Annotated in this window: 22 protein-coding genes; 11 read left to right on the forward strand and 11 right to left on the reverse strand. The window is 68.2% G+C overall.

What is annotated here, in order from left to right:
• Positions 1–4: 4 nt before the first annotated feature.
• A complete protein-coding gene (locus tag CJZ78_RS01695) occupies positions 5–2,095 on the reverse strand; it encodes a glycogen debranching N-terminal domain-containing protein (protein WP_233128399.1) in 2,091 nt (696 codons plus the stop codon).
• Position 2,096: 1 nt separating this feature from the next.
• On the reverse strand, positions 2,097–3,206 hold the full coding sequence (locus CJZ78_RS01700) for a glycosyltransferase family 4 protein (protein WP_094559142.1): 1,110 nt from the start codon (positions 3,204–3,206) through the stop codon (positions 2,097–2,099).
• 149 nt (positions 3,207–3,355) lie between these two features.
• On the opposite strand from CJZ78_RS01700, the gene leuC reads away from it, so the two are divergent.
• Positions 3,356–4,765 (forward strand): 3-isopropylmalate dehydratase large subunit, encoded by a 1,410-nt coding sequence (gene leuC / locus CJZ78_RS01705; RefSeq protein WP_094559143.1) that lies wholly within the window; start codon positions 3,356–3,358, stop codon positions 4,763–4,765.
• 70 nt (positions 4,766–4,835) lie between these two features.
• A complete protein-coding gene (locus tag CJZ78_RS01710; protein WP_094559144.1) occupies positions 4,836–5,462 on the forward strand; it encodes a 3-isopropylmalate dehydratase small subunit 2 in 627 nt (208 codons plus the stop codon).
• On the opposite strand, the gene CJZ78_RS01715 is transcribed toward CJZ78_RS01710, so the two are convergent.
• Both CJZ78_RS01715 and CJZ78_RS01720 read right to left on the reverse strand, forming a co-directional pair.
• Complete coding sequence (locus CJZ78_RS01715) at positions 5,449–7,863, reverse strand: DUF3769 domain-containing protein (RefSeq protein ID WP_094559145.1); 2,415 nt, start codon at positions 7,861–7,863, stop codon at positions 5,449–5,451. The genes CJZ78_RS01710 and CJZ78_RS01715 overlap by 14 nt on opposite strands.
• Before the next feature lie 131 nt (positions 7,864–7,994).
• The gene (locus CJZ78_RS01720) at positions 7,995–8,114 is read right to left on the reverse strand and encodes a photosystem II reaction center protein I (RefSeq protein ID WP_006172424.1); all 120 of its coding nucleotides are present in this window, start codon (positions 8,112–8,114) and stop codon (positions 7,995–7,997) included.
• 114 nt (positions 8,115–8,228) lie between these two features.
• On the opposite strand from CJZ78_RS01720, the gene CJZ78_RS01725 reads away from it, so the two are divergent.
• The gene (locus CJZ78_RS01725; protein WP_094559146.1) at positions 8,229–11,156 is read left to right on the forward strand and encodes an alpha-mannosidase; all 2,928 of its coding nucleotides are present in this window, start codon (positions 8,229–8,231) and stop codon (positions 11,154–11,156) included.
• 3 nt (positions 11,157–11,159) lie between these two features.
• Here CJZ78_RS01725 and psbN read toward each other — a convergent pair whose 3' ends face one another.
• Complete coding sequence (gene psbN, locus CJZ78_RS01730; RefSeq protein ID WP_094559147.1) at positions 11,160–11,312, reverse strand: photosystem II reaction center protein PsbN; 153 nt, start codon at positions 11,310–11,312, stop codon at positions 11,160–11,162.
• A 133-nt stretch (positions 11,313–11,445) separates the two neighbouring features.
• Between psbN and psbH the strand changes: the two genes are divergently transcribed.
• Genes psbH through CJZ78_RS01750 form a run of 4 tightly spaced genes read left to right on the forward strand, consistent with a single transcriptional unit; the run spans position 11,446 to position 12,886 of the window.
• Positions 11,446–11,646, forward strand: coding sequence for a photosystem II reaction center phosphoprotein PsbH (psbH, locus tag CJZ78_RS01735; RefSeq protein ID WP_094559148.1), 201 nt, complete (start codon positions 11,446–11,448; stop codon positions 11,644–11,646).
• A gap of 36 nt (positions 11,647–11,682) precedes the next feature.
• Positions 11,683–11,982: a TatA/E family twin arginine-targeting protein translocase gene (locus CJZ78_RS01740; RefSeq protein ID WP_094559149.1), complete on the forward strand. Its 300-nt coding sequence runs from the start codon at positions 11,683–11,685 to the stop codon at positions 11,980–11,982.
• 6 nt (positions 11,983–11,988) lie between these two features.
• Positions 11,989–12,624 (forward strand): aminoacyl-tRNA hydrolase, encoded by a 636-nt coding sequence (gene pth, locus CJZ78_RS01745; protein ID WP_094559150.1) that lies wholly within the window; start codon positions 11,989–11,991, stop codon positions 12,622–12,624.
• A 4-nt stretch (positions 12,625–12,628) separates the two neighbouring features.
• Positions 12,629–12,886: a DUF3146 family protein gene (locus CJZ78_RS01750; RefSeq protein WP_094559151.1), complete on the forward strand. Its 258-nt coding sequence runs from the start codon at positions 12,629–12,631 to the stop codon at positions 12,884–12,886.
• Here CJZ78_RS01750 and CJZ78_RS01755 read toward each other — a convergent pair.
• The 3 genes from CJZ78_RS01755 to ntcA are packed head-to-tail and all read right to left on the reverse strand — an operon-like array spanning position 12,864 to position 15,331.
• On the reverse strand, positions 12,864–13,328 hold the full coding sequence (locus CJZ78_RS01755; RefSeq protein WP_094559152.1) for a resolvase: 465 nt from the start codon (positions 13,326–13,328) through the stop codon (positions 12,864–12,866). The two genes, CJZ78_RS01750 and CJZ78_RS01755, sit on opposite strands and share 23 nt — an antisense overlap.
• Entirely contained in the window at positions 13,325–14,542 is a 1,218-nt protein-coding gene (locus CJZ78_RS01760; protein WP_094559153.1) for a DUF3084 domain-containing protein, read from the reverse strand. Before CJZ78_RS01760 ends, CJZ78_RS01755 begins: the two co-directional genes overlap by 4 nt.
• Before the next feature lie 48 nt (positions 14,543–14,590).
• The gene (ntcA, locus tag CJZ78_RS01765; RefSeq protein ID WP_094559154.1) at positions 14,591–15,331 is read right to left on the reverse strand and encodes a global nitrogen regulator NtcA; all 741 of its coding nucleotides are present in this window, start codon (positions 15,329–15,331) and stop codon (positions 14,591–14,593) included.
• 260 nt (positions 15,332–15,591) lie between these two features.
• Between ntcA and CJZ78_RS01770 the strand changes: the two genes are divergently transcribed.
• Positions 15,592–16,212: a cob(I)yrinic acid a,c-diamide adenosyltransferase gene (locus CJZ78_RS01770; RefSeq protein ID WP_094559155.1), complete on the forward strand. Its 621-nt coding sequence runs from the start codon at positions 15,592–15,594 to the stop codon at positions 16,210–16,212.
• On the forward strand, positions 16,212–16,805 hold the full coding sequence (gene dcd, locus CJZ78_RS01775) for a dCTP deaminase (protein WP_094559156.1): 594 nt from the start codon (positions 16,212–16,214) through the stop codon (positions 16,803–16,805). Before CJZ78_RS01770 ends, dcd begins: the two co-directional genes overlap by 1 nt.
• Here dcd and thyX read toward each other — a convergent pair.
• Both thyX and CJZ78_RS01785 read right to left on the reverse strand, forming a co-directional pair.
• The gene (gene thyX / locus CJZ78_RS01780; protein ID WP_094559157.1) at positions 16,802–17,527 is read right to left on the reverse strand and encodes an FAD-dependent thymidylate synthase; all 726 of its coding nucleotides are present in this window, start codon (positions 17,525–17,527) and stop codon (positions 16,802–16,804) included. The genes dcd and thyX overlap by 4 nt on opposite strands.
• 20 nt (positions 17,528–17,547) lie before the next feature.
• Positions 17,548–18,156 carry a thioredoxin domain-containing protein gene (locus CJZ78_RS01785; protein ID WP_094559158.1) on the reverse strand — a complete coding sequence of 203 codons (609 nt, stop codon included), beginning with the start codon at positions 18,154–18,156 and terminating at the stop codon, positions 17,548–17,550.
• 108 nt (positions 18,157–18,264) lie between these two features.
• Between CJZ78_RS01785 and CJZ78_RS01790 the strand changes: the two genes are divergently transcribed.
• On the forward strand, positions 18,265–18,678 hold the full coding sequence (locus tag CJZ78_RS01790; RefSeq protein WP_094559159.1) for an NIL domain-containing protein: 414 nt from the start codon (positions 18,265–18,267) through the stop codon (positions 18,676–18,678).
• Positions 18,678–19,151 carry a hypothetical protein gene (locus CJZ78_RS01795; RefSeq protein WP_094559160.1) on the forward strand — a complete coding sequence of 158 codons (474 nt, stop codon included), beginning with the start codon at positions 18,678–18,680 and terminating at the stop codon, positions 19,149–19,151. Before CJZ78_RS01790 ends, CJZ78_RS01795 begins: the two co-directional genes overlap by 1 nt.
• Here the strand turns inward: CJZ78_RS01795 and CJZ78_RS01800 are convergent.
• Entirely contained in the window at positions 19,148–21,130 is a 1,983-nt protein-coding gene (locus CJZ78_RS01800; RefSeq protein ID WP_233128400.1) for a lytic transglycosylase domain-containing protein, read from the reverse strand. The genes CJZ78_RS01795 and CJZ78_RS01800 overlap by 4 nt on opposite strands.
• Positions 21,131–21,135: the final 5 nt, after the last annotated feature.

Below are 21,135 nucleotides of genomic sequence, written 5' to 3' on the forward strand. Positions count from 1 at the left end.
ACATTCACTTGTGAATCACAACATCCACGCCGCTCGTGCGGCGCTTCACCAGCACGCCCGTGTCCAGCTCGCCCCGGTGCAGCTGCAGGTCGATCTCCTCCTCGCCCAGCCGCAGCCCGTGGATCTCCAGCAGGTTGATCCGCTCCGGTAGCACCGGATTGCGGAACAACACCTCCACGCGACCGCTGTCGGGGTTGTGGCCGATCCCCATGCCGGTGATGGCCTCGAGCAGCCCAAACAAGCTGCCACTGGCCCAGGTCTGGGGGCTGCAGGCCACCGGGTAGTGGGTCGGCCCCTCGTCGGACTGGCGCGGGAAGCCGCAGAACAGTTCCGGCAGGCGCTGCAGCGGCATGGCCTGGGCGGTGTCGAACAGGCCCATCAGCACCCGCATGGCCTCCGGGGTGTGGCCATAGCGGGCCAGCCCCAGCGCGATCAGCGCGTTGTCGTGGGGCCACACCGAGCCGTTGTGGTAGCTCATCGGGTTGTAGCGGGCTTCACCCTCGTCCAGGGTGCGAATCCCCCAGCCGTTGAAGCTGCTGGGGGCCATCAGCTGTCGGGCGATCGCGCTGGCAGCGGTCTTGCTGGCCAGGCCGGTCCAGAGGCAGTGGCCGGCATTGGAGGCACGCACCTCGCAGGCCTCGCCCTGGCCGTCGAGGGCCAGGGCATAGGAGCCGATCCGCTCGCACCAGAAGGCGCCGTGGAAGTGGCGCTGCAGCTGGCGGGCCTCCTGCAGCAACCGCTCCGCTTCGGCATCGTGGCCGAACAGCCGCTGGATGTGGGCCATGGCTCGGCGGGCCCCATAGCTGTAGGCCTGCACCTCGCAGAGGGCGATCGACCCCTCCGCCAGACGACCATCGGCGTGGTGAATGGCATCGTCGGAATCCTTCCAGCCCTGGTTGCGCAGACCCCCCTGTGCTGTTCTCTGGTAGCGCAGGAAGCCATCGGTAGCGCTGCTCTCGGCAGCGCGGATCCAGGCCATCGCCCCGTCCAGGGCGCCGCGCAGCTCGCGGATGAAGGCCTGATCGCCACTGCGCATCAGGTAGTCGCCCGCCAGGATCAGAAACAACGGCGTGGCATCGACGCTGCCGAAGTAGTGGGCAAAGGGCACCTCGCCCAGGGCGGCCATTTCCCCCAGCCGCGCCTCATGCAGCACCTTGCCGGGTTCCGCATCGCTGGCGGGGTCGGCATGGCGGGCCTGGTGCTCCGCCAGAAACCCCAGCACGCCACGGGCCAGCCGGGGTTCGAACAGCAGCAGTTGCCGGGCCGTGATCAGGCCATCGCGCCCGAACGGACAACTGAACCAGGGCACCCCGGCGTAGGGGTACAGGCCATGGTCCAGCTGGCTGGAGAGCAGGTGCACATCCGAGGTGGAGCGGGCGATCCAGCAGTTGAAGGCAGGGTTGTCGCTGGTGACGCTGGCGGCCAGCCGGCTGGCCTCGCGGAAGCGATCCACCGCGGCTTCCAGGGCCGCATCAAACGCCGCCTCCGGTGTAGGTGGCTGGCGGTTGCCATCGGGATGGAAGTCGAGCACCAGGCAGAGCCGCCGCGGGCGGCGGGGCTCCAGTTGCAGGCTCAGCTGCAGGCAGGCTTCGTCCACCTCCTGCACAGGGCCGCTCAGCCGCACCAGGGTGCAGCGATCGCTGTTGTCGAGCCCGCGGTACACCGCTTCGAGTCCCTCGGGGGTGCAGGTGCGCACGGTGCGGCCACGCTCCGGTCGCTGGTAGCCCCTCACTTCGAAGATGTCGCGAAAGTCGGCGTCGAAGTGCAGCGTGATCGGCACCTGCAACGACGTTTGGGCAAAGCTGGTGAAGGTGAGTTGCTGCAGAAAGGCCGTCGGCGTGAGCACCGTGCTTCGCTCCAGATGCACGGTTTCGTCGTCGTTGCTGAGATGGCTCACCTGCAGCCCCAGTTCCCCCCGTTCGGTGGAGCTCAGCACCGCTCCAGCGCGGCCCCGCAGCCGCCATTCCAGTCGGCTGACGTGGCGCGTGCCCCTGTGAAAGACCCCTGAGTCCGCATGGGTGTCGGGGTGGATCTCGCCCCGGGCATCGAGCATCGCGAAGGTTTCCCCGTTCTTCAGCACGAACGGGGGGAGCACGTCATGCGGCATGAAGCAGGGGGTCGCGGGGTGGGCAGGGGCTGTGCAGGGAACGGTGACCGTCCTGGGCTGGCGGGTCGTCGTGGACGTCGATCAGGCGGCGGTAGAGCTGTTCGTACTGCTCGGCCTGGCGGGTCACGCTGAAGCGCTGCTCGAAGTCGCGTCGCACCGCACGGCGATCGAGCTGGTCGAGTTGGCGCACGGCAGCCACGGCCTCGGCGATTGAGTCGACCAGCACGCCGTTGAGGCCGGGTCGGATCACCTCCGGTGTGGAGCCGTTGCGCCAGGCAATCACGGGGGTGCCACAGGCGTTGGCTTCGATCATCACCAGCCCGAAGGGCTCCGCCCAATCGATCGGGAACAGCAGGGCGAGGGCATTGCCCAGCAACTCCTGCTTGCCGGCGTCGTCAACCTCGCCGATGAACTCCACCAGGGGATTGCCTTCGATCAGGCCCGCGATGTGGTCGCGGTAGTAGGGCGCATCACAGCTATCGATCTTGGCGGCCACCTTCAGCGGCAGGCCCAGCTGGCCGGCGACGGCGATGGCCCGGTCGAGGCGTTTTTCTGGCGAGATGCGTCCCACAAAGGCCAGGTAGTCGTCGGGCTCACGCACCGGTTGATAGAGATCCAGGGGCAGGCCGTGGTACACGGTGGCCAGCCAGTGGGCCTCGGGCAGGGGTTGGCGCTGCGCTTCCGAGATCGACACCAGAGGCAGCTGGTGGAACCGCCGGTACAGCTGGGCGCGGTCGGGGGCGGTCAGGGGGCCATGCAGGGTGTTGAGGTGGGGCACCGGCAGCTGCCGCACTAGGGGGTAGTGGCTTGCTCCGGTGTGGAAGTGCAGCACGTCGAAGCGATCGAGCTGATCCATCAACTGGTCCAACTGGATCAGTTCCGGCACGGTGGGGTCGCCGCTGTAACCCGCCAGGCGCAGGGCCTCGGGCACGCAGGGGAACAGCTCGGCGCTGGTGCGGGAATCGCCGCTGGCGAACAGCACCACGGCGTGGCCACGCCGCACCAGCTCTTCGGTGAGGTAATGCACCACCCGTTCGGTGCCGCCGTAGCGCCGGGGCGGGATGCTCTCGCAGAGCGGGGAAATCTGGGCAATTCGCATCGCTTGCGCGGACGGAGAGGGGCCGCGGCTCGTGTCGTCCGTGACATCTCAGTCATAGAGAGGGTTTTGGGGCGCGCGGCAGCCGGATCTGAGGCGAATGGGGCCCGGGGTGCAGCTCTAGGCTGGTTCGTCAGTCGAACGGGTCATCCGTGAGCGCCGGCACCCTCTACGACAAGGTCTGGGATCTGCATCAGGTGGCTGAGCTGCCCGGCGGCTCCACCCAGCTGTTCATCGGTCTGCACCTGATCCATGAGGTGACCAGCCCCCAGGCGTTTGCCGCCCTGAAGGATCTGGGCCTCGGCGTGCGCCATCCCGAGCGCACCGTGGCCACGGTGGATCACATCGTGCCCACCACGTCCCAGGCGCGGCCCTTCGCTGATCCCCTGGCTGAGGAGATGCTCGGCACCCTGGAGGCCAACTGCGCTGAGCACGGCATCACCCTGCACGGCCTGGGCAGCGGCCGCCAGGGGATCGTGCACGTGATCGCCCCCGAGCTGGGCCTCACCCAGCCGGGCATGACTGTCGCCTGCGGCGATTCCCACACCTCCACCCACGGCGCCTTCGGCGCGATCGCCTTCGGCATCGGCACCAGCCAGGTGCGCGATGTGTTGGCCAGCCAGAGCCTGTCGATGGGCAAGCTCAAGGTGCGGCGCATCTGGGTGGATGGCCAGCTGCAGCCGGGCGTTTATGCCAAGGATCTGGTGCTGCATGTGATCCGCACCCTGGGCGTGAAGGGCGGCGTGGGCTACGCCTATGAATTCGCGGGCCCGGCCATCGACGCCCTGTCGATGGAGGAGCGCATGACCCTCTGCAACATGGCGATCGAGGGCGGCGCCCGCTGCGGCTATGTCAACCCCGATGCAGTCACCTTCGCCTATCTCCAGGGCCGCCCCTATGCCCCCAGCGGCGAGGCCTGGGAGCGGGCCATGGCCTGGTGGAGCAGCTTGGCCAGCGGCCCTGAGGCTGTGTTTGACGATGAGGTGCGTTTCGATGCGGCCTCCATCGCCCCCACGGTGACCTGGGGCATCACCCCGGGCCAGGGCATCGGCGTGGATGAAGCCGTGCCCACCCTGGAGCACATCGCCCCCGATGAGCGCCCCCTGGCTGAGGAGGCCTACCGCTACATGGACCTGCAGCCCGGGGCGCCGATCGCCGGCACGCCGGTGGATGTGTGCTTCATCGGCAGCTGCACCAATGGCCGCCTCTCCGACCTGCAGGCGGCGGCGGCGGTGGCCAAGGGCCGGCATGTGGCTCCGGGCATCAAGGCTTTTGTGGTGCCGGGCAGTGAACAGGTGGCGGCCGCGGCGGAAGCGGAGGGCCTCGACCAGGTGTTCATCGCCGCCGGCTTCGAGTGGCGCGAGCCCGGCTGTTCGATGTGTCTGGCCATGAACCCCGACCGGCTTGAAGGCCGTCAGATCAGCGCCAGCTCCAGCAACCGCAACTTCAAAGGCCGTCAGGGTTCGGCGACGGGCCGCACCCTGCTGATGAGTCCGGCGATGGTGGCCGCTGCGGCCATCGCCGGCCAAGTGCGCGACGTGCGTGAGCTGCTGCCGGCCTGAGCCGATCCCCGCGCGTTCCGCTCCGCTTCCCCCTGATTCCTTGCCCCCTGATCACGCCGTGTCCGCAGCCATGAGCAGCCCCTCGTTCCCCATGGGCCCCATTACCGGGCTCCACGGCCGTGCCGTGGTCGTTGCTGGCGATGACATCGACACCGACCGGATCATCCCAGCCCGTTTTCTCAAGTGCGTCACCTTTGATGGCCTGGGTGAGCAGGTGTTCGCCGACGATCGGGTCGAACTGGCCGCGGCCCCGACCGGCCCCCATCCCTTTGATCGTTCCGAGGTGCAGGGGGCTTCGTTGCTGGTGGTGAACCGCAACTTCGGCTGCGGCTCCAGCCGCGAGCATGCCCCCCAGGCCTTGATGCGCTGGGGCATTCGTGCCGTGGTGGGCGAGAGCTTTGCCGAGATCTTTTATGGCAACTGTCTGGCCCTGGGCATTCCCTGCTTCACCGCCGCCCACGACGTGGTGCTGAGCCTGCAGGCGGCGCTGGCCGCCGTGCCCGATCAGGAGTTGCGGCTGTCGCTGGATCCCCCCGCCCTGGAGGCCCCCGATGGGCGCCTTTGGGAGCTCGAGCTCCAGGCTGGTCCTCGGCAGATGTTGCTCACCGGGCAGTGGGATGCCACCTCCCAGCTGTTGGCCCATGGCGCCCACCTGGAGCGCACCGCCGCGGCCCTCCCTTATCTCAACGGTTTCTAGGCCGGGGCACGAAGGGGGTGCCGGTGCCCGTGAAATTGAAGTCGTTGAGCTTGACGCGGATGCCGCCGATGCCGTCGTAGGGGCTGTAATACACCCCGAGCTCGTAGGAGCGGCGCTGCAGCTTCACTTCCACATAGGAATAGGAAACATCGCCGTAGAACTCTGAGCCGTTGTCGATGTTGAAGGTGGCGCCGGCCTCGACCACCAAAGGCCCGTAGATCTGTTGGGCGGCTTGGAAACTGAGGGTGCGCAGGTCCACCGTTCGATCGAAGCCGAAGGGACTGCCTCCGCCCAGGAAGGTGCCCGCGATGGAGGCGGAGAAGCGGGTGTAATCCAGGAAGGGCTTGTCAAACTGGCCGAGGGTGAAGCTGGGGCCGCCCCGGAGGGTGAGGGTGCTCTGGTTGGAGCCGTTGCTGTAACTGGCCAGGTAGCCACTGGCCCCGAAGTCGACGCCTAGGCCGGGAACCACCGGGCTGGGTGCGTAGCGGAGGCCCCGTTTCGGGTCGTCGCTGGCGTCAAGAGCGCTTCCCTGCCAAAGCTGCAGGGTGGTGCCGATCGCCAGATTGGCGTAGCTGCGCCAGAGGGTGTCCAGGGTGTTGGTCTCAAAGAGTGTCGCTTGGTAGTTGCCCGATTGGGCGGCCCAGTTCAAGACGACAGGCGTAAAAAATGGACCCTTGGTTTGACTGGGTATCGGCTGCTCGGCTGAATCGCCATTGCCAGTTGCGGCTGGTTTGGGACGATTAAAAACTGCCGTGCCGGCAAGATTGGCTCCGTAGGAATACGCCACGGTCTGCAATCCCAGGCTGCCGTTGTAGATGCGTTCGCGGTAAGAGCCAAACAGGGCAGCACTGGCACTGTCGTGGCCAGGAAGACTCAGGGGAGCGCTCAGGCGCGTGATGCTGCGGGTGCCGGAGCGGAAATTGTCAGGATTGAACGTGGATAGGCTGGCGTCGGCATCAAGGGAGACCCAGCCCATGGGCAGGTTGAGGGCGGCGAGCAGGCCGAACATGTCGCCGAATGTGGCTGACTGTTCAACGGTGGGGCTGGCCAGGCTCTCGCCCGGCAGCACGAAGCTGCTGGTGCGGCCTTCCAGGGCCCGCTGCACCATCAGTTGCGGTTGCAGTTGCAGGCTGCCGCCCCGCCCCAGTTTGATCGGCTCCAGGTTGTAGCCGATGTAAAAGCCATCGCGATCGTCTTTGTCGGTATCGATGGCAAATCGAGCTTCCTCTTCGCCAATGGTGGTGTTGGTGATGGCCGGCAGGGAAACTTTGCCGTCGAGCAGGATCTGGGTGCTGCGGCTGCTGATGCGGGTGACACCCCGCTCATCCATCACGGCCACCACCTTGCGCGCCAGGCTCCACGAGCCGGCCGGGGTGAAGGGATCATTGGTGAAGGCCATCGCCTCGGCTGTCCAGCGGTTGCCCCGAATTCGGATCTGGGAGCCCTGGAAGCGGATGCGGCTGATCGTGCCGCCTTTGTTGGAAGTCGGTCGGTAGCCCTGGCCGTTGCTGTTGAGCGAATCGGTGGTGTCGATCACGGCCGCTAGGTCGACCTTGATGCTGGTGCTCCAGCTCTGCTGGAACCTCACGTTGGCCAGGCGGGAATCGACCGCGGCGGGGCGATCCAGATCCAGAGCTGTCGGAGGCAGGGCGGTAGAGGATGGGATCGGCTCAGGGTTGGGAGGCCCACCCGCCTGGGGGGGGCCAAAAGCCACCGATTCCAGCGCCCGATTCAGGGGCAAAACCCGCTGGGAGAGCTCGCTGCCTGGGCAGCCGGCTGGAGCCGGCATGGTGGGCTGGCTGATGCGACCGGGCGGCAAAAGCCGCACCAGTGATCGGGCATTGGGGCTGGCACTCAGCGGCGGGCAGGCGAAGGCCGGACCTGGGGCTGTGGCGCCAGGGGCTGCTTCAGGGCTGTTGACATCCCGGGCGAGGGTGTCCTGGTCGATGACGCCATAGACATCCTCAATCTCGCCACTGCCTTCCCAGTCGCTGTAGCGCAGACGGCTCGCCTGCAGGTATTGATCGCCTTTGCTGAGACGAATCTGGCCAGAGGCGTAGACGCTGCGGCTGCTTTCCGCCAGCTCCACCCGATCGGCCAGGAGGCGCCAGCCATTGAACCGGGCTTCAACGTTTCCGCTGGCCACGAACCGGCCGAGCTGCTGGTCGTAGCCCTGCTGGTCGGCCCGAACCACCACAACGCCGGAGGCCTGCGTGGCTGGGGTGGTGGGCGCCGCGGGAATGGAGCGCTCGCCTGGGTCTCGGAGTTCTTCGGCCGCCAGGGTGGCCGGACTGAACAGGGCCGGCAGCAGCAGGGCTGGAAGGACTGCCGACGCCCGCTGCCAGCAGAATTGGCCAGGCCGGAACCCGGCCTTGAGGCTGAGACACAAAACCCGGATCATCGAGCCCAGAACCGCTGGTGAAGCTGGCCAGTACGGGAATGTCGGGAACGCATGTCTGCCACTGTTCCCGCGCCGATCACCCGATGGCCGCGATCATCCCATAGGGATTTGATCGTCCGTCCGTTGCAGGGTCAGTCTTCGAGGTCCTTGCGGCTCGGGGTGCGGCTGGGGTCACTGGCCAGGAAGCCGAACACGAAGATCCCGATAAAGAAGAAGACGACCGAATAAACCGAGATCTTGAGGGCGAGCATGGTTCGGCCTTGGGGAACGGCGAGCGGGTGACAGGGAGTGACAGGCGCCTTGGTGGGCCTGGTCGACCCCGCGGCAGCGGGATCATCCTATGGGACTCGGCTTGCCATCCAACGATGCCTGAGGCCCCTGCACCAGGGCTGCCCCTGCGGATTGAAACGTTTCAGTCACGTTCGCCTCCGTCTCGTTCCCGTTGGGATCTGCAGCCACTTTGGAGCTGCCACCAGGCGGATGGCTCCCTGGGGCCTGCCCTGGATGACCCCTGGGGGGCGCGGCATCGGCCCGATTGGGCGGCCCGGGGGCTGGTGATCTGGCCTCGCGGCGGCCAGTGGCGGCAGCTGACCCTGGATCTGGCTTGCCCACAGGACTGGCGGCAGCTGCAGGCTCCGGCGCCGGTGGCCCAGGCGCGACTGGTGCTGCGCTGGTGGGCCGACCAGGTGGAGTTGCGGGTGAACGGCCAGCCCGTGCATGCCGGCGACCTGTTTGACACGGCCTGCCGCTGGCTGTTGCCCGAGAGCTGGTGGCAAGGAGAGGTGCTGCAGCTCGAGCTGCGGCTGCGCAGCCCCCTGCACGACGACGGCGCCCTGATCGAAAGCCGGCTGGAACTCGAACCTCTGGATCCGGCCGATCCTGCGGCCCTGCTGGCCGAGACCAAGGCTGAGCTGGCCCAGATGCGGGCGGGGCAGCCGCTGGCGGGCGGCTTCCATGTGCTCGGCCATGCCCATCTGGATCTGGCCTGGCTGTGGCCGGTGGCCGACACCTGGCAGGCCGCCGAGCGCACGTTCGCCTCAGCCCTCGATCTGATCGAGCGCTTCGAGCACCTGCACTTCGGCCATTCCACTCCGGCCCTTTACGCCTGGCTGGAGCAGAACAGGCCGGCCCTGTTTACCCGGCTGCAGCATGCGGTGGCCGCCGGCCGCTTCGAGCCGATCAATGGCCCCTGGGTTGAGACCGACTGCGTGCTGATCAGCGGCGCCTCGCTGCTGCGCCAGTTTCAGCTGGGCCAGCACGACAGCGCTGCCAGGTTTCCTGGGCTGGAGCATCCGCTGGCCTGGCTGCCCGACAGCTTCGGGTTTGCGGCTGGCCTGCCCGCAGTTGCCCACAGCACCGGTGTGCGCTGGTTTTGCACCCACAAACTCTTCTGGAACGCCACCAATCCGTTCCCCCACCGGCTGTTTCGCTGGCGCAGCCGCTGCGGATCCGAGGTGCTGGCCTTGATGACCGCACCGATCGGCACCGACGGGGATCCGGTGGCGATGGAGCGCTATCGGCTGGCTTGGGAGGGGGCGAGTGGCGTGGATCAGGCACTTTGGTTGCCGGGGGTCGGCGATCACGGCGGTGGCCCCACGGCCGAAATGCTCGAGCAGCTGGAGCTCTGGCAGCACCAACCAGAGGCCGCGCCGCAGCACCACGGCAGCCTTCGTACCTATCTGGCCGCGCTTGAGCCCTTAGCCCCCCGGCTGCCGGTGTGGCGCGATGAGCTCTATCTCGAGCTGCACCGCGGCTGCGCCACCTCACGGCCAGACCAGAAGCGCCACAACCGCACCCTGGAGCGCCTGCTGCGGGAGGGGGATCTGGCTCAGGCTCTGGCCGGCGCGTCAGGGGCCCTGGCGGGCGGTGCTGTGGGCGGCTCAGCGGAGCCTGCCGACTGGCGGCCGCTGCTGTTTCAGCAGTTCCACGACATCCTCCCCGGCACTTCGATTCCGGAGGTGTTTGAGCAGGCCGAGCCTCAGTGGCGCGCGGCCCGCCGCAATGCCTGCCGGCAGCGGGATCGCGCCCTGCACACCTGGCTGGGGGGCGGACCGGACTGGTGGGTCGCCCAGCTGCAGCCCCTGCCGGCCCGGGCCCGCACCTTGCGGATGCCGCCGGGCGCCTGGAGCCATGGCGGCATCGGCCTGCCGGCCCAGGCGGCCTGGGCCGGTGGCCAGTGGCTGCAGCTGCCCGCCCTGGCGGGGGTGGAAGCCCTGCCCCTGGAGCGCAGAGCGGCGCCCGCAGCTGCGGTAGAGGCGCCGGTGTGGGTGGAGGGCTGGCGTTGCGGCAATGGTCTGGTGAGCTTTGCGCTGGGTCCGGGGGGCCTGGAGCAGCTCTGGGATGGCGCGGGTCAGCCCCAGCTGGCGGGCCCCCTGGCCTGGCGGCGCTACGCCGATCGGGGCGAGTTCTGGGATGCCTGGGATATCGCCGCCAACTACCGCGACCATCCGCTGGCCTGGGCTTGGCAGGGTGAGCCGATCTGGCTGGAACAGGGGCCGCTCTGCACCAGTTTTCTGTGGCGGGGGCGCTGCGGTGCCAGTGCGGGGCGGCTCGAGGGGCGGTTGCTGGCCAATACCCCCTGGCTGGAGCTGGTGCTGAGCGTCGATTGGCGCCAGCGCCATGAGCTGCTGCGTCTGGAGGTGCCCCTGGCCCAGCCTGCCCAGCGCTGGGCCGCCGACACCTCCGGCGGTGTGCTGGAGCGGCCCGCCCAGGCCGTGACGGCCCGGGAGCAGGCCCGCTGGGAGGTGCCGGCGATCAGTTGGCTGGCCTCGGTGGCGGCTGGCGGTGAGGGCTTGGCGGTGTTGCTCGACGGGCCCCAGGGTGTGTCGGCTTGCCCGGAGCAGTTGGGGATCTCGCTGCTGCGGGCCCCCACCTGGCCCGATCCCGGCGCCGACAACGGCTTTCAGCGCCTGCGCCTGGCCTTGCTGCCCTGCTCCTCCGGCTGGAGCCCCGCCCAAGTGCCCCAGCAGGCCGTGGCTTTCCGCGAGCCCTTCTGGCTGCGTCCGGCGGTGGCCCAGGGCCGGCCTGGGCGGCGTCAGGCTTTTCCTCCCCTGGGCGAGGGGCTGCTGCTGCTGGGCTGCCGGCCGTCAGGAGAGGGCGGAGCCGTGGTGCTCACCGTGCAGAACTGTTCCCCTGCCCGCCGCCGTCTGGAGCTCGGCAGCGCCTGGCACCTGCTCGAGCGCCTGGACGGCCTGGATCAACCGCTGTTGCGTACCCAGGCGTCTGGAGGGGATCCCTGGTTGCTGATGCCCTGGAGCCTGGGGTTCTGGCGGATTCGGCCAGCCAGGGATTGAGCCTCAGTCGTCGTGGTCGTCGAAGGGGTCGGTGAGTCCCTTGGAGGGCGGACCGAAGGCCTGATACACCCCGAAGCCGGTCAGGGCCAGCAGCACTGCCAGAACGGCGAGGGCCACGGATAGGGCCGGAGAGCTTGTGGTGGCGGTGGGGTCCATAGGGGGAAATCGGCGGGCCGGTCGGCGGGCAGGTGACGGGTTGCTTCACAACTGTCTTCGCCCCGGCGCGCTGAGGCACGCAGGCCCCTTACAGTAACGAGAGCGAATCCATGCCCGAGAGGCTGCAGAAGTCATGGCCCAACGCACCCGCCTCGGAGACATCCTGCGCCCACTCAATTCGGAGTACGGCAAGGTTGTTCCCGGCTGGGGCACCACACCCGTGATGGGCATCTTCATGGTGCTGTTCCTGGTGTTCCTGCTGATCATCCTGCAGCTGTACAACAAGTCGCTCCTGCTCGAGGGCATCACCGTCAACTGGAACGGCCTCGGCTGAGCCGGCGCTGTTCGCTCCGCCCCACCCCTTCTCCCAATGAACGTCTTCGGCATCGGCCTTCCCGAATTGGCGGTGATTGCTGCCATCGGGTTGCTGGTGTTTGGGCCGAAGCGTCTACCAGAGCTGGGGAAAACTCTGGGGCGCACCCTCAAAGGGTTCCAGTCGGCCTCCTCCGAGTTCGAAAAGGAATTTCGCTCAGCCATCGCCACCACCGATCTGGCATCCGCTGATCTACCGCCTGCGGCGCCTGCCAGCGTCGATCCGGAGCCAACGGCCCAGGTCCTTGATCCGACGCCCTTGCCTGATGATCCGTCGGATGCGCGTCCGGCGGCCTGATCTGCCGTGAGCTCAGGGTCTCCGGCGTCGGCTGCGCCGTTGCAGCTCCTGGTGGGCCTGGGCAATCCAGGCTCCAAATACGCCGCAACGCGCCACAACGTTGGGTTTATGGCGCTGGAGCGCCTCGCCGCTGCCGGGGGCACCGCGTTTCGCCAGCAGCCCAAGTTGCATGGTCTGCTGGCGGAGGTGGGCCAGGGGGCGACACGCCTGCGGCTGTTGATGCCCCAGACCTACATGAACGACAGCGGGCGCTCGATCCGGGCCGCCCTCGACTGGTTTGGTCTGGAGCCGTCCCAGCTGCTGGTGGTGGTGGATGACATGGATCTGCCCCTCGGCAAGCTGCGCTTGCGGGCCTCTGGCAGTGCCGGCGGCCATAACGGCCTGCGCAGCACGATCAGCCATCTGGGCACCCAGGACTTCCCGCGTTTGCGCATCGGCATCGGTGCTCCGGCCCAAAACCCGGCTGAACGCCGCGCCCGCACCGTGGGTCACGTGCTGGGGCGCTTCAGCGCGGCCGAGCAGCCCCTGCTTGCGGCGGTGCTGGCCGAGGTGGAAGCCGGCATCGGCTTGATCCAGCGCCTCGGGCTGGAGCGGGCCGGTAACCGTCTCAACAGTTTCCAGCCGGAAGACGCGGCAACCTGACGCCATGGCGCGCCTTCCCTCCACCACGGCCCAGCTGCGGGTGCTGCACCAGAGCTTCAGCCAGCGGGTGCTGGAGGGGGAGGTGAGCGCCGGTGGCTATCAGTGGAGGTTTCGTTGGGCTTTCGATCGCGGTGAGCTCAGCGTGGAGCCGTCGTTGGGCCGGGCCCTGATCCAGGACGCCCTGCTGCGCTATCTGCTCAAGGTGGATTACCAACTGGAGCCAGGTGGCGACTACGCCTTCACGGTGCGGGCTCGCTTCTGAGGCCCTGCAGGCTGCGGCGCACCTCCGGCGTGGGCCGCTGCAGCCGTAAGCCGCTGTGTCGCTCCACCAACAGCTGGGCCACCACGTCGTCGATGTCGCGGCGGGGTAGCCGCAGACCCGCCGGCAGCAGCCGCCACCAACCGCTGGCTGGAAACAGCTCCCAGTAGCGATCGCGGGCGGCCAGGGTGCTGCCGCGCTCGTCGACCAGCTCCAGCTTCAGGGCCAGTGCGGCCAGCGGGCCGCGCCAGGTGCCACTGCTGGTGCCGTTGCCCACCACCACCCGGGTCAGCCCCTGGCGTCGCCAGGCCTGGAGCTGGGCCCGGCTCGCCTCCGGGGGCAGGATCGCCGCCTCCAGAACGCGGGCTTGCGCTAGATCGGCCAGCACCAGGCCACATTTGCTGCGGCCTGGATCGAGCCCCGCGATCAAGCCCGCCGCCGTCATGGGCGGCCGGGGCCTGGGCCAGCGCCGGCCGGCGCGCCAGGTCGCAGCCAGCGCACCTCCACCGCAATTGGGTCGGGGGTGTCGGCATCGCGCATGGCCACGGCTTCCAGTTGCGCCACCTGGCCCGCTGGCCTTTCGCTCAGATCGCGGCCCAGTTGGCTCAAACGGGCCGCATCAAACTGCAGGCCCTCCGCCGCGGTGCCCTGGCGTTGGGCCTTGGCATAGGCCGCCGCCAACAGCAGGTTGAGCCGGCGATTGATCGCTTCCACGCTGCTGAGGTCGCCTTCGATGGTGGTGCTGGCCAGCACTTCGCCGGCCTTGACGACAGCCCGGTTTGGGCGGAGGTCGGGGAAGGCGAGCACCTGGCGCTCACCCCGCAACACGTTGGCGGCCGACAGGATGCTCACCACCCAGCTGCCGGGTTTGGCCAGGAGTCCCTCCAATTTGGCGATGTCGCTCTTGGGCACCAGCAGGATCTGGCGGTCGACCTGCTGGCCAGGCAACACCCGCCGGAATGCGGAGAGGTTGGCTTGTTGCAGCAGGGCCGTGATCACGGCGCTGGCCTGCTCGGGCTGCTCCAGGGTCACCTTGGCGCTGGCCAAGGTCTGACCGCTGGTGATCACCACATCGCCGCGGCGCAGGGCAATCAGGTTGCTCTCAAGATCCTTGAGTTCTTGGGCGCCTGCGGCAATGCGGCGGCGCACCTGGGCCAGTTCGGTTTCGGTGCGTCGGATGTCAGCGTCGCGGTCTTGAACCTCACGGCTGAGCCGTGTGCGTTCCACCTCCAGGCTGTTGCGTTGGGCAACCAGCGGAGCCAGTTCCTGACGCAGCTGATTGGCCCGCGCCTGGGCCTGTTCGAACCGCTGTTGCGCATCCCGTTTCCCCTGTTCGGCCCGGTTGAGCTCCTGCTGGCTGGTGGCCAGTTGGGCCTGACTGCTGGCCAGCTGGCGGCGGCTGCTCTGCAGACGATCCTCCAGCCGATCGAGCTCGAACAGACCCGTGCGCAGGCGCTCACTCACCAGCAGCATCAGCCCCAGCGAGATCGCGCTGATCAGGCTGCCGGTGAGCACCGTGATCAACACGGCGGTGCGTCGGGGCCTCAGCTTGAACAGACTGAGGCGCGCCTTGCCAACCCGGCTGCCCAGCCGGTCACCCAGGGTGGAGAGCACTCCCCCCAGGGCTAGCAGCGCCAAGATCAGCAGCCAGCCGGTCACATGCGTCTGCGAACGGGCCCCAGTATCCCTGCCCCTCAGCCGAAGCGCTCAGCTGAAGCGTTTGGCCAGGGCAATCGGGTCAAAGACGGTGATTTTCTTGCGGTCGATCTGCACCAGGCCGTCGTTGCGTAGATCCCCCAGCAGGCGGGTGATCGTGACGCGCGTGGAGCCGATGGCTTCGGCGATGGCCTGGTGGGACAGGCGCAGATCGATGGTGATGCCCTCGCTGCTGGGAACGCCGAAGTCGCGGCAGAGCACCAAGAGAAAGCTCACCAGCCGCGAGCTCATGTCCCGGTGGGTGAGGGTTTCGATCATCGTTTCGGTTTGCAGGATGCGTGAGGAAAGGCCCTGCAGCAGCAGCAACCCGACGCTGGCGTCCTGCTCGATGGCGCGCCGCACCGAGGTGGCTGGAGCGGTCACCATCTCGACCCGGGTGAAGGCCACAGCGTGATAAAAGCGATCTGAGCGCTGGCCCGTGAGCAGGGACAGCACCCCAAACAGGCTGTTTTCCCGCAGCAGGGCCACCGTGATTTCTTCGCCGGATTCGTAGACGCGCGAGAGCCGCACCGCACCGCGGCGCAGCAGGTACACCCGTTCGGCTGGATCGCCGGGGAAAAAGATCGTCTTGCCCCGTTCGATCGTTTCGACGCTGCTGCCGGCCAGCCCGCGGATCACCTCCAGCAGGGTGGGACTGGCCTGGCCAGCGCTGCCCATGCCGGCCACCACCCCTGGGGCCCCGGTCGATGGGGTGGCGGCGGTACGGCTGAATCCGTGGGTGGCGCCAACCATCGTGGCTTAGGCAAGTGGCCGGACCCTAAGGATCACCCGGGGGTGCCCCTGTAGCAACGCACACGATTTACCGTCGCCTTGCTGTTGCCCCTGGCTGGTTTTGGGCGCAGCAGTACGGATGTTTCCACCAGGGATGGTGTCATTCGCTTGTGGAACGGTCCGATCCCGCTACATTCAGGTCCCCGGGGGCCGCAGTCGCGACTTCTCTGGTGGGGAGTCACGTCCCTGTTTGTCCTGCCCCTTGTCCTGACTCGGTGTTCATGACCGCCAGCTTGCCCGTCCCAGGTCTGACCTCAGGAGCCGGAGCGGGTTTTTCTGCGGTCCAGCACGTTCTCCATCGCCCAGGCCATCGCCCCCTGGCGGCGGTTTCTCCCGCTCCCGTGCTGCGTTTGGTGGCCCAGCAGGAGGGTCTGCTCCAAATCCACACGGCTCCGTTCCGGGGCAGTTTCGGTGCGGTGCTCAGCCAGGCCCTGCGCACCGCCGGGCTGGGCAGTCGGGTGCTGGTGAGCCAGTTTCTCAAGGGTGGCGTGGATCAGGGGCTGGAGAGCAGCCTTTGGCTTTGTGGCCGTCTGCAGTGGTTGCGGCCCGGGGTGCCCGCCTGCCTCTCGGAGCGGGCCGCCAACCAGGATCAGGAGTCGGTGGAGGCGGTGCGCCAGGTGTGGGCCTTCAGCCGTGAGCAGTTGCTCAGTGGCGCTGTCGATCTGATGGTGCTCGACGAGCTGGGTCTGGCGGTGGAGCTGGGCTACATCGACAAGGCCGACGTCGTGGCCACCCTCGATCGCCGGCCGGCCCATCTGGATGTCATCCTGACCGGTCCGGCCATGGCTGCTGAGCTGATGGCGATGGCCGACCAGGTCACCCAGCTGCGTCGAGGTCTCTAATGCTCAAGAACGATCGCTGGATCAACGAGCAGGCCGCGGCCGGAATGCTGCAGCCTTTCCAGTCGAGCCTGGTGCGTCACCTGGATCCCGACACCGCCAGTTCACCGGTGCTCAGCTACGGCTGCTCGTCCTATGGCTACGACCTGCGCCTGTCGGCGAAGGAGTTTCTGATCTTCCGGCACGTGCCCGGCACGATCATGAACCCCAAGCGGTTCAATCCGGCCAACCTTGAGCCTGCGCCCCTGCATGAGGATGAGGATGGCGCCTATTTCATCCTGCCGGCCCATTCCTACGGGCTGGGGGTGGCGCTGGAGAAGATGAAGGTGCCGCCCAATATCACTGTGATCTGTCTGGGCAAAAGCACCTACGCCCGGCTCGGCATCATTGTCAACACCACTCCTGCAGAAGCCAGCTGGGAAGGGCACCTCACCCTTGAGTTCAGCAACTCCTCCGGGGCTGATTGCCGGATCTATGCCAACGAAGGCATCTGCCAGTTGCTCTTCTTTGAGGGCGATCCCTGCGAAACCACCTATCAAGATCGGGCCGGTAAATATCAGCACCAGCCCGAGCGCGTCACCCTCGCCCGCATTTAAGGCGCCAGGCGAGCCTTGTGCAGCCGGCTCTTTTCATACCACTCGGCAAATTGCGGGGTCCAGGCCTGTAAGTGAGGCCACATCAGGTCGCAGAGCTCGCGGATTTCCTGCTGCGCATCGAGCTTGGCCCGCAGGTCGAGGAAGTGCAGGAAGGCCCGCAAGGTGAAGCTCACCACGAAGTGCTGGCGGTAGTCGAAGGGCAGGATGCCGCGCGCGTGCTCTTCAGCGAAGCCCGCCGCCAGCAGGTCGCGGTAGCGCTCCGCCGCCGCCCGGCAGAGATCCAGATCCACGGCCCGCTGCTCGTCGGTGTAGGCGTATTTCTTGCCCTGCCGGTCGCTGTAGCTGCCAACCGGGCGGAGGTAAAACACCTCCTCCAGCTCCAGCTCTCCGTTGGCCGCTTTGCAGATGCGATCGCCCGTGTAGCGCATCGACTGCACGTCAAAGCTCACCCCCACACGGTGCGTGCGCGCCTGCTGCATCACCGAGTGGGGAAACCAGCCCACGTTGAGCACGATCTGGGCGTGCTCCATGGGGCCGTAGTGGCCCCGCTCTCCGGCCAGTAGCCGCTTGATGCAGATCTCGCCCGCCTTGGTTTCGTCAGGCCAGTTGGCCGTGTCTGCGACAACAAACCCCTCGCTGTAGTCCTGGTGCATGCCGGCATACACGCACTGCTGGGGGTTGGGCGTAGCGGCGATCAGGGCGACGCGGAAACGGGGATCCATGGCGGATTTCAGGGGGGAAATTAGGCGTGGCTGCGGGGTCCGGCCATCGTGGCAGCCTTTGGCGCGCCTGCAGCGACTTCGCCCTCTGTGACGTCGACGCTGGTGTTGGAGGTGGTGTTGGGCGTGGCATCGAGGCTGCTGACGGCGCCCATGCCGGCCAGGGCGGGTAGGGGTTCGCCGGCAATCAGGGCGCTGCTGAGGGCCTGCAGTTCTGCCGTGCTGCGGGCCCCGATCGAGCGGCCCACGGGCGTTCCGGCGGCATTGAACAGTTCCAGCTGGGGAATGCCGTTGACGTCGAAGCGCTCCAGCTCCGGCTGCCAGCGGGGGTTGTCGACGTTGAGCAGCACCACATCAAGCGTCCCCCGGTGTTGGGCCTCGATCGTCTCCATGGCCGGCGCCATGCTGCGGCAGGCCTCACACCAGTCGGCGTAAAACTCCACCACCGTCGGCTTGCCGTTGCGCAGGGCCACGGGCAGATCGAGCGACTGGCGCGCTAGGCGCTCCAGGGGCGCTTCGGGGTGCAGGCCACCCCGAAACCACACCAGGCCAGCCGCCAGCAGCACGGCCAGCACCAGCAGCAGCAGGCGTTCGCTCGGGCCTAAGCCGGGGTTTGGCGAGGGGCTGGTCATGGCTGCAGGCTGCGCAGGGCGCACTGAGGGAGCGTGGCTGCACTTTGCCAGTGCTTGCTAGCGTTTTGCTTGAGGTGAACCGGCCTTGTTCGTCCACCGGCCTCCCCTGTGAAACGGCGCCTCACCTTGCATTTTCCCCGCGAAGCGGTGCACCTGCCGATCACCTATCGGTTGGCCGTGGATTTCGACGTTGCCGCCAAGATCCTGCGGGCTCAGATTGCCCCCAACCAGAGCGGCACCATGGTGGTGGAGCTCTCGGGCGACATCGACGAACTGGCGGCCGCTGAGGCCTGGCTGGAGAGCCAGGGGTTGGGTCTCAACCGGGCGCCGGGGCAGATCGCCATCGACCGCGGCCGTTGCGTCGATTGCGGCCTGTGCTCCAGCGTTTGCCCCAGCGGCGCCCTCAGCCTACGTCAGCCCGCTTGGCAGCTGCACTTCGATGCGCAACGCTGCCTGGTCTGTGAACAGTGCATTCCGAGTTGTCCTCTGGATGCCATTGCCCTGGTGTTGGCTCCCCCGTGATGGCCCTGGTGCGTCTGCTGCTGTTGCCTGTGCGGGCACCAATGCTGCTGGTTCTGGCGGCCATCGCCGTCTACGAGGGGCTGCAGTGGAGCCAGCCGCTGGAGGGAGCCGCTGCCTCGGGAATGGGGCAGTTGTCCAGTTTGTTCTGGTCGCTGGATTGCCTCCACGCCCTGCTGGTGGTGGTGGTGTGCACGATGCCCGATCTGCTGTTGCAGCGGATCTCCAACGTGATGGCTTCCAGCCGGGTGATGAGCCTGGTGATCACGTTGCTGATCGTCACGGTGGGGGGCCTGTATCTGCTGCACCTCAAGGTGCTCACCAACGTGCTGATCCTCGGTTCGACGGTGCTGCTGGCCCGCCTGGATCTGGCCCGGGTGCGGGTGGCGCCTCCACCCCTGATCCTGGCCGGGGCCCTGGGGGGGCTGGTGCTCGCGGGGGCCGGCGTGGGCCGCTGGCTGGCCAGCAGCGGTTAACAGCCCGGCGTGGGCCGTTGCTGGAAGCTCCACAGATTGCCGAGCACCTTTTTGACGTAGAGCCGGGTTTCGGGATACGGGATCGCTTCGATCCAAAGCTCGGGGTCCTGCTGCAGCTGGGGGTTCACCCAGCCGGCTACGGCGCCGGGGCCAGCGTTGTAGCTGGCGGCCATCAGCACGGGGTTGCCCTGCCATTGCCCCAGCAGTTGCTTCAGGTAACGGGCGCCGAGCTGGGCATTGCGGCTGGGATCGCGCAGGGCCTCGGGCCCAAGCGGACCCCCGGCCAGTTCGGCTGCGGTGTCCGGCATCAGTTGCAACAGCCCCACGGCACCGGCGCTGGAGCTCACCCCAGGGCTGAAACGGGATTCCTGCTTGGCCACGGCGGCCAGCAGGGTTGCTGGCACGGCCGAGGCCGTGGCGGCTCGCTCCAGCTCCGCCACAAAGCTGGGGGTCTGCAAACTGCGCTCCAGTTGCTGCGCCAGCCCGCAGGACTGACCTGCGGGAAGCCGCAGGCTGGCCTGCTCCAGTTGCCCCAGGCCGATCCAGTGGTCGCCCACGGCGCGGCGCAGCCGGCCTTCCAGCAGCAGCTCCCGCGGAGCGCGGGGGGGGAGGGCGCGGCCCGTGCGCCAGTGCTCCCAGGCCTCCAGGGGTTGGTCGAGGCGCCAGAGCCGATCGAGGGCGGGATCGCCGCTGGCCAGGGGCTGCCAATTGGGGAGCAGGAGGGCAGGGCTGCGGCGTGGATCGAGGCTGAGATCCCCCTGGCCGAGCCGCACCGCGGCGCGCCAGCCGTAGTAACCCTCGGGATGGCGCTGGAGTAGGCGGGTCCAGGTGCTCTTGGCCTCGCTCCGCTGCCCCTGTTGCCATTGGCTGAAGCCCAGCCAGAAGCGCTGGCGGCCCGCCAGTCCCACCGGCAGCGCATGGTCGATCGGTGCGCTCAGCAGCGCCTCGGCCGTGGCCCACTGGCGCTCTAGCAGAGCCCGCCGGGCCCGTTGCCACTGCAGCTCCCAGCTGGCCGGATCGGCGGGCCAGCGCTTCAGCACCGCCAGCACGGCCTCGGTGCCTGGGTCCAGGGCGCGCCGGGCCTGCACCGGGGCGGTGTTCTGCAGGCTGGCGGGTAGCGCGGCGAGGGCCTGCAGGCTGCTTGGCCCGGGTTGCTCGCTGAGCAGGGCCACGGCCTCGCGGGCCTGGGGGGAGCCCGGCGCCGAGCGGGCCAGCTGCAGCAGCCGGCCCTGGGCCTGCTGGGCGCTGCCGCCGCTGAGCAACGCCTTGGCCAGTGCCAACTGGGTGTCGAGGCCGGGCTGGCTGCCGTTCAAGCAGGCCAGGGCGGCTTCCGCATCGCCCAGTTGCGCCAGGCCACCGGCCAGCTGGTCGCGCTGTTGGGGTGTGGGGGCGGCAGTGGGTTGCCGGCAGGCCTGGCGCAGCCGCGCTGCAGCGCCGGGCCAGCGCACACCGTGGCGGGCCAGGTGCAGGGCGCCGTCGCGGCGCGTCTCTGGGGCCGGGCCCGCCTCCACCGCAGCCGCTAGGGCCGCTGGATGGGCGGCGAAGCGCTGGAGCAGCTCCTGGCGGAGCCTGGGCTGGTCTCGGCCGAGGACGTAGAGCGCATCGGCAGCGGCCGGCGTCTGGGGGAAGCGCCGCAGCAGTTGCCGCCAGCGCTGCTGGGCGGCTTCGCGGTCTGCCAGCGCTTCGGCGGCCAGGGCATCGCGCTTGAGCACCAGGGCGGCGAGGCCATCGCGGCCCCAGCCCTGGCCGCGCAGCAGCTGGCGCGCGCGCGCCGGGTCCTCCCCCTGGCGGCCCAGCAGCAGCAGGTTGGCCTCCCGGCGCCGCGCTGGATCGGGGGAGAGCCGGCTCAGGCGCTCCAGATGGGCCGTGGGGGTGTTGGGGTCCGGTGCCGGGAGTTGGTTCAGCAGGGCCCGACCGCCCACCAGCGCCGCGCCACTACCCAGGCAGGTGAGGGCCAGCAGCAGGGGGAGGCGAGCCAAGGGCA

This window comes from Synechococcus sp. 8F6, from assembly GCF_002252665.1.
Lineage (GTDB): Bacteria > Cyanobacteriota > Cyanobacteriia > PCC-6307 > Cyanobiaceae > Cyanobium_A.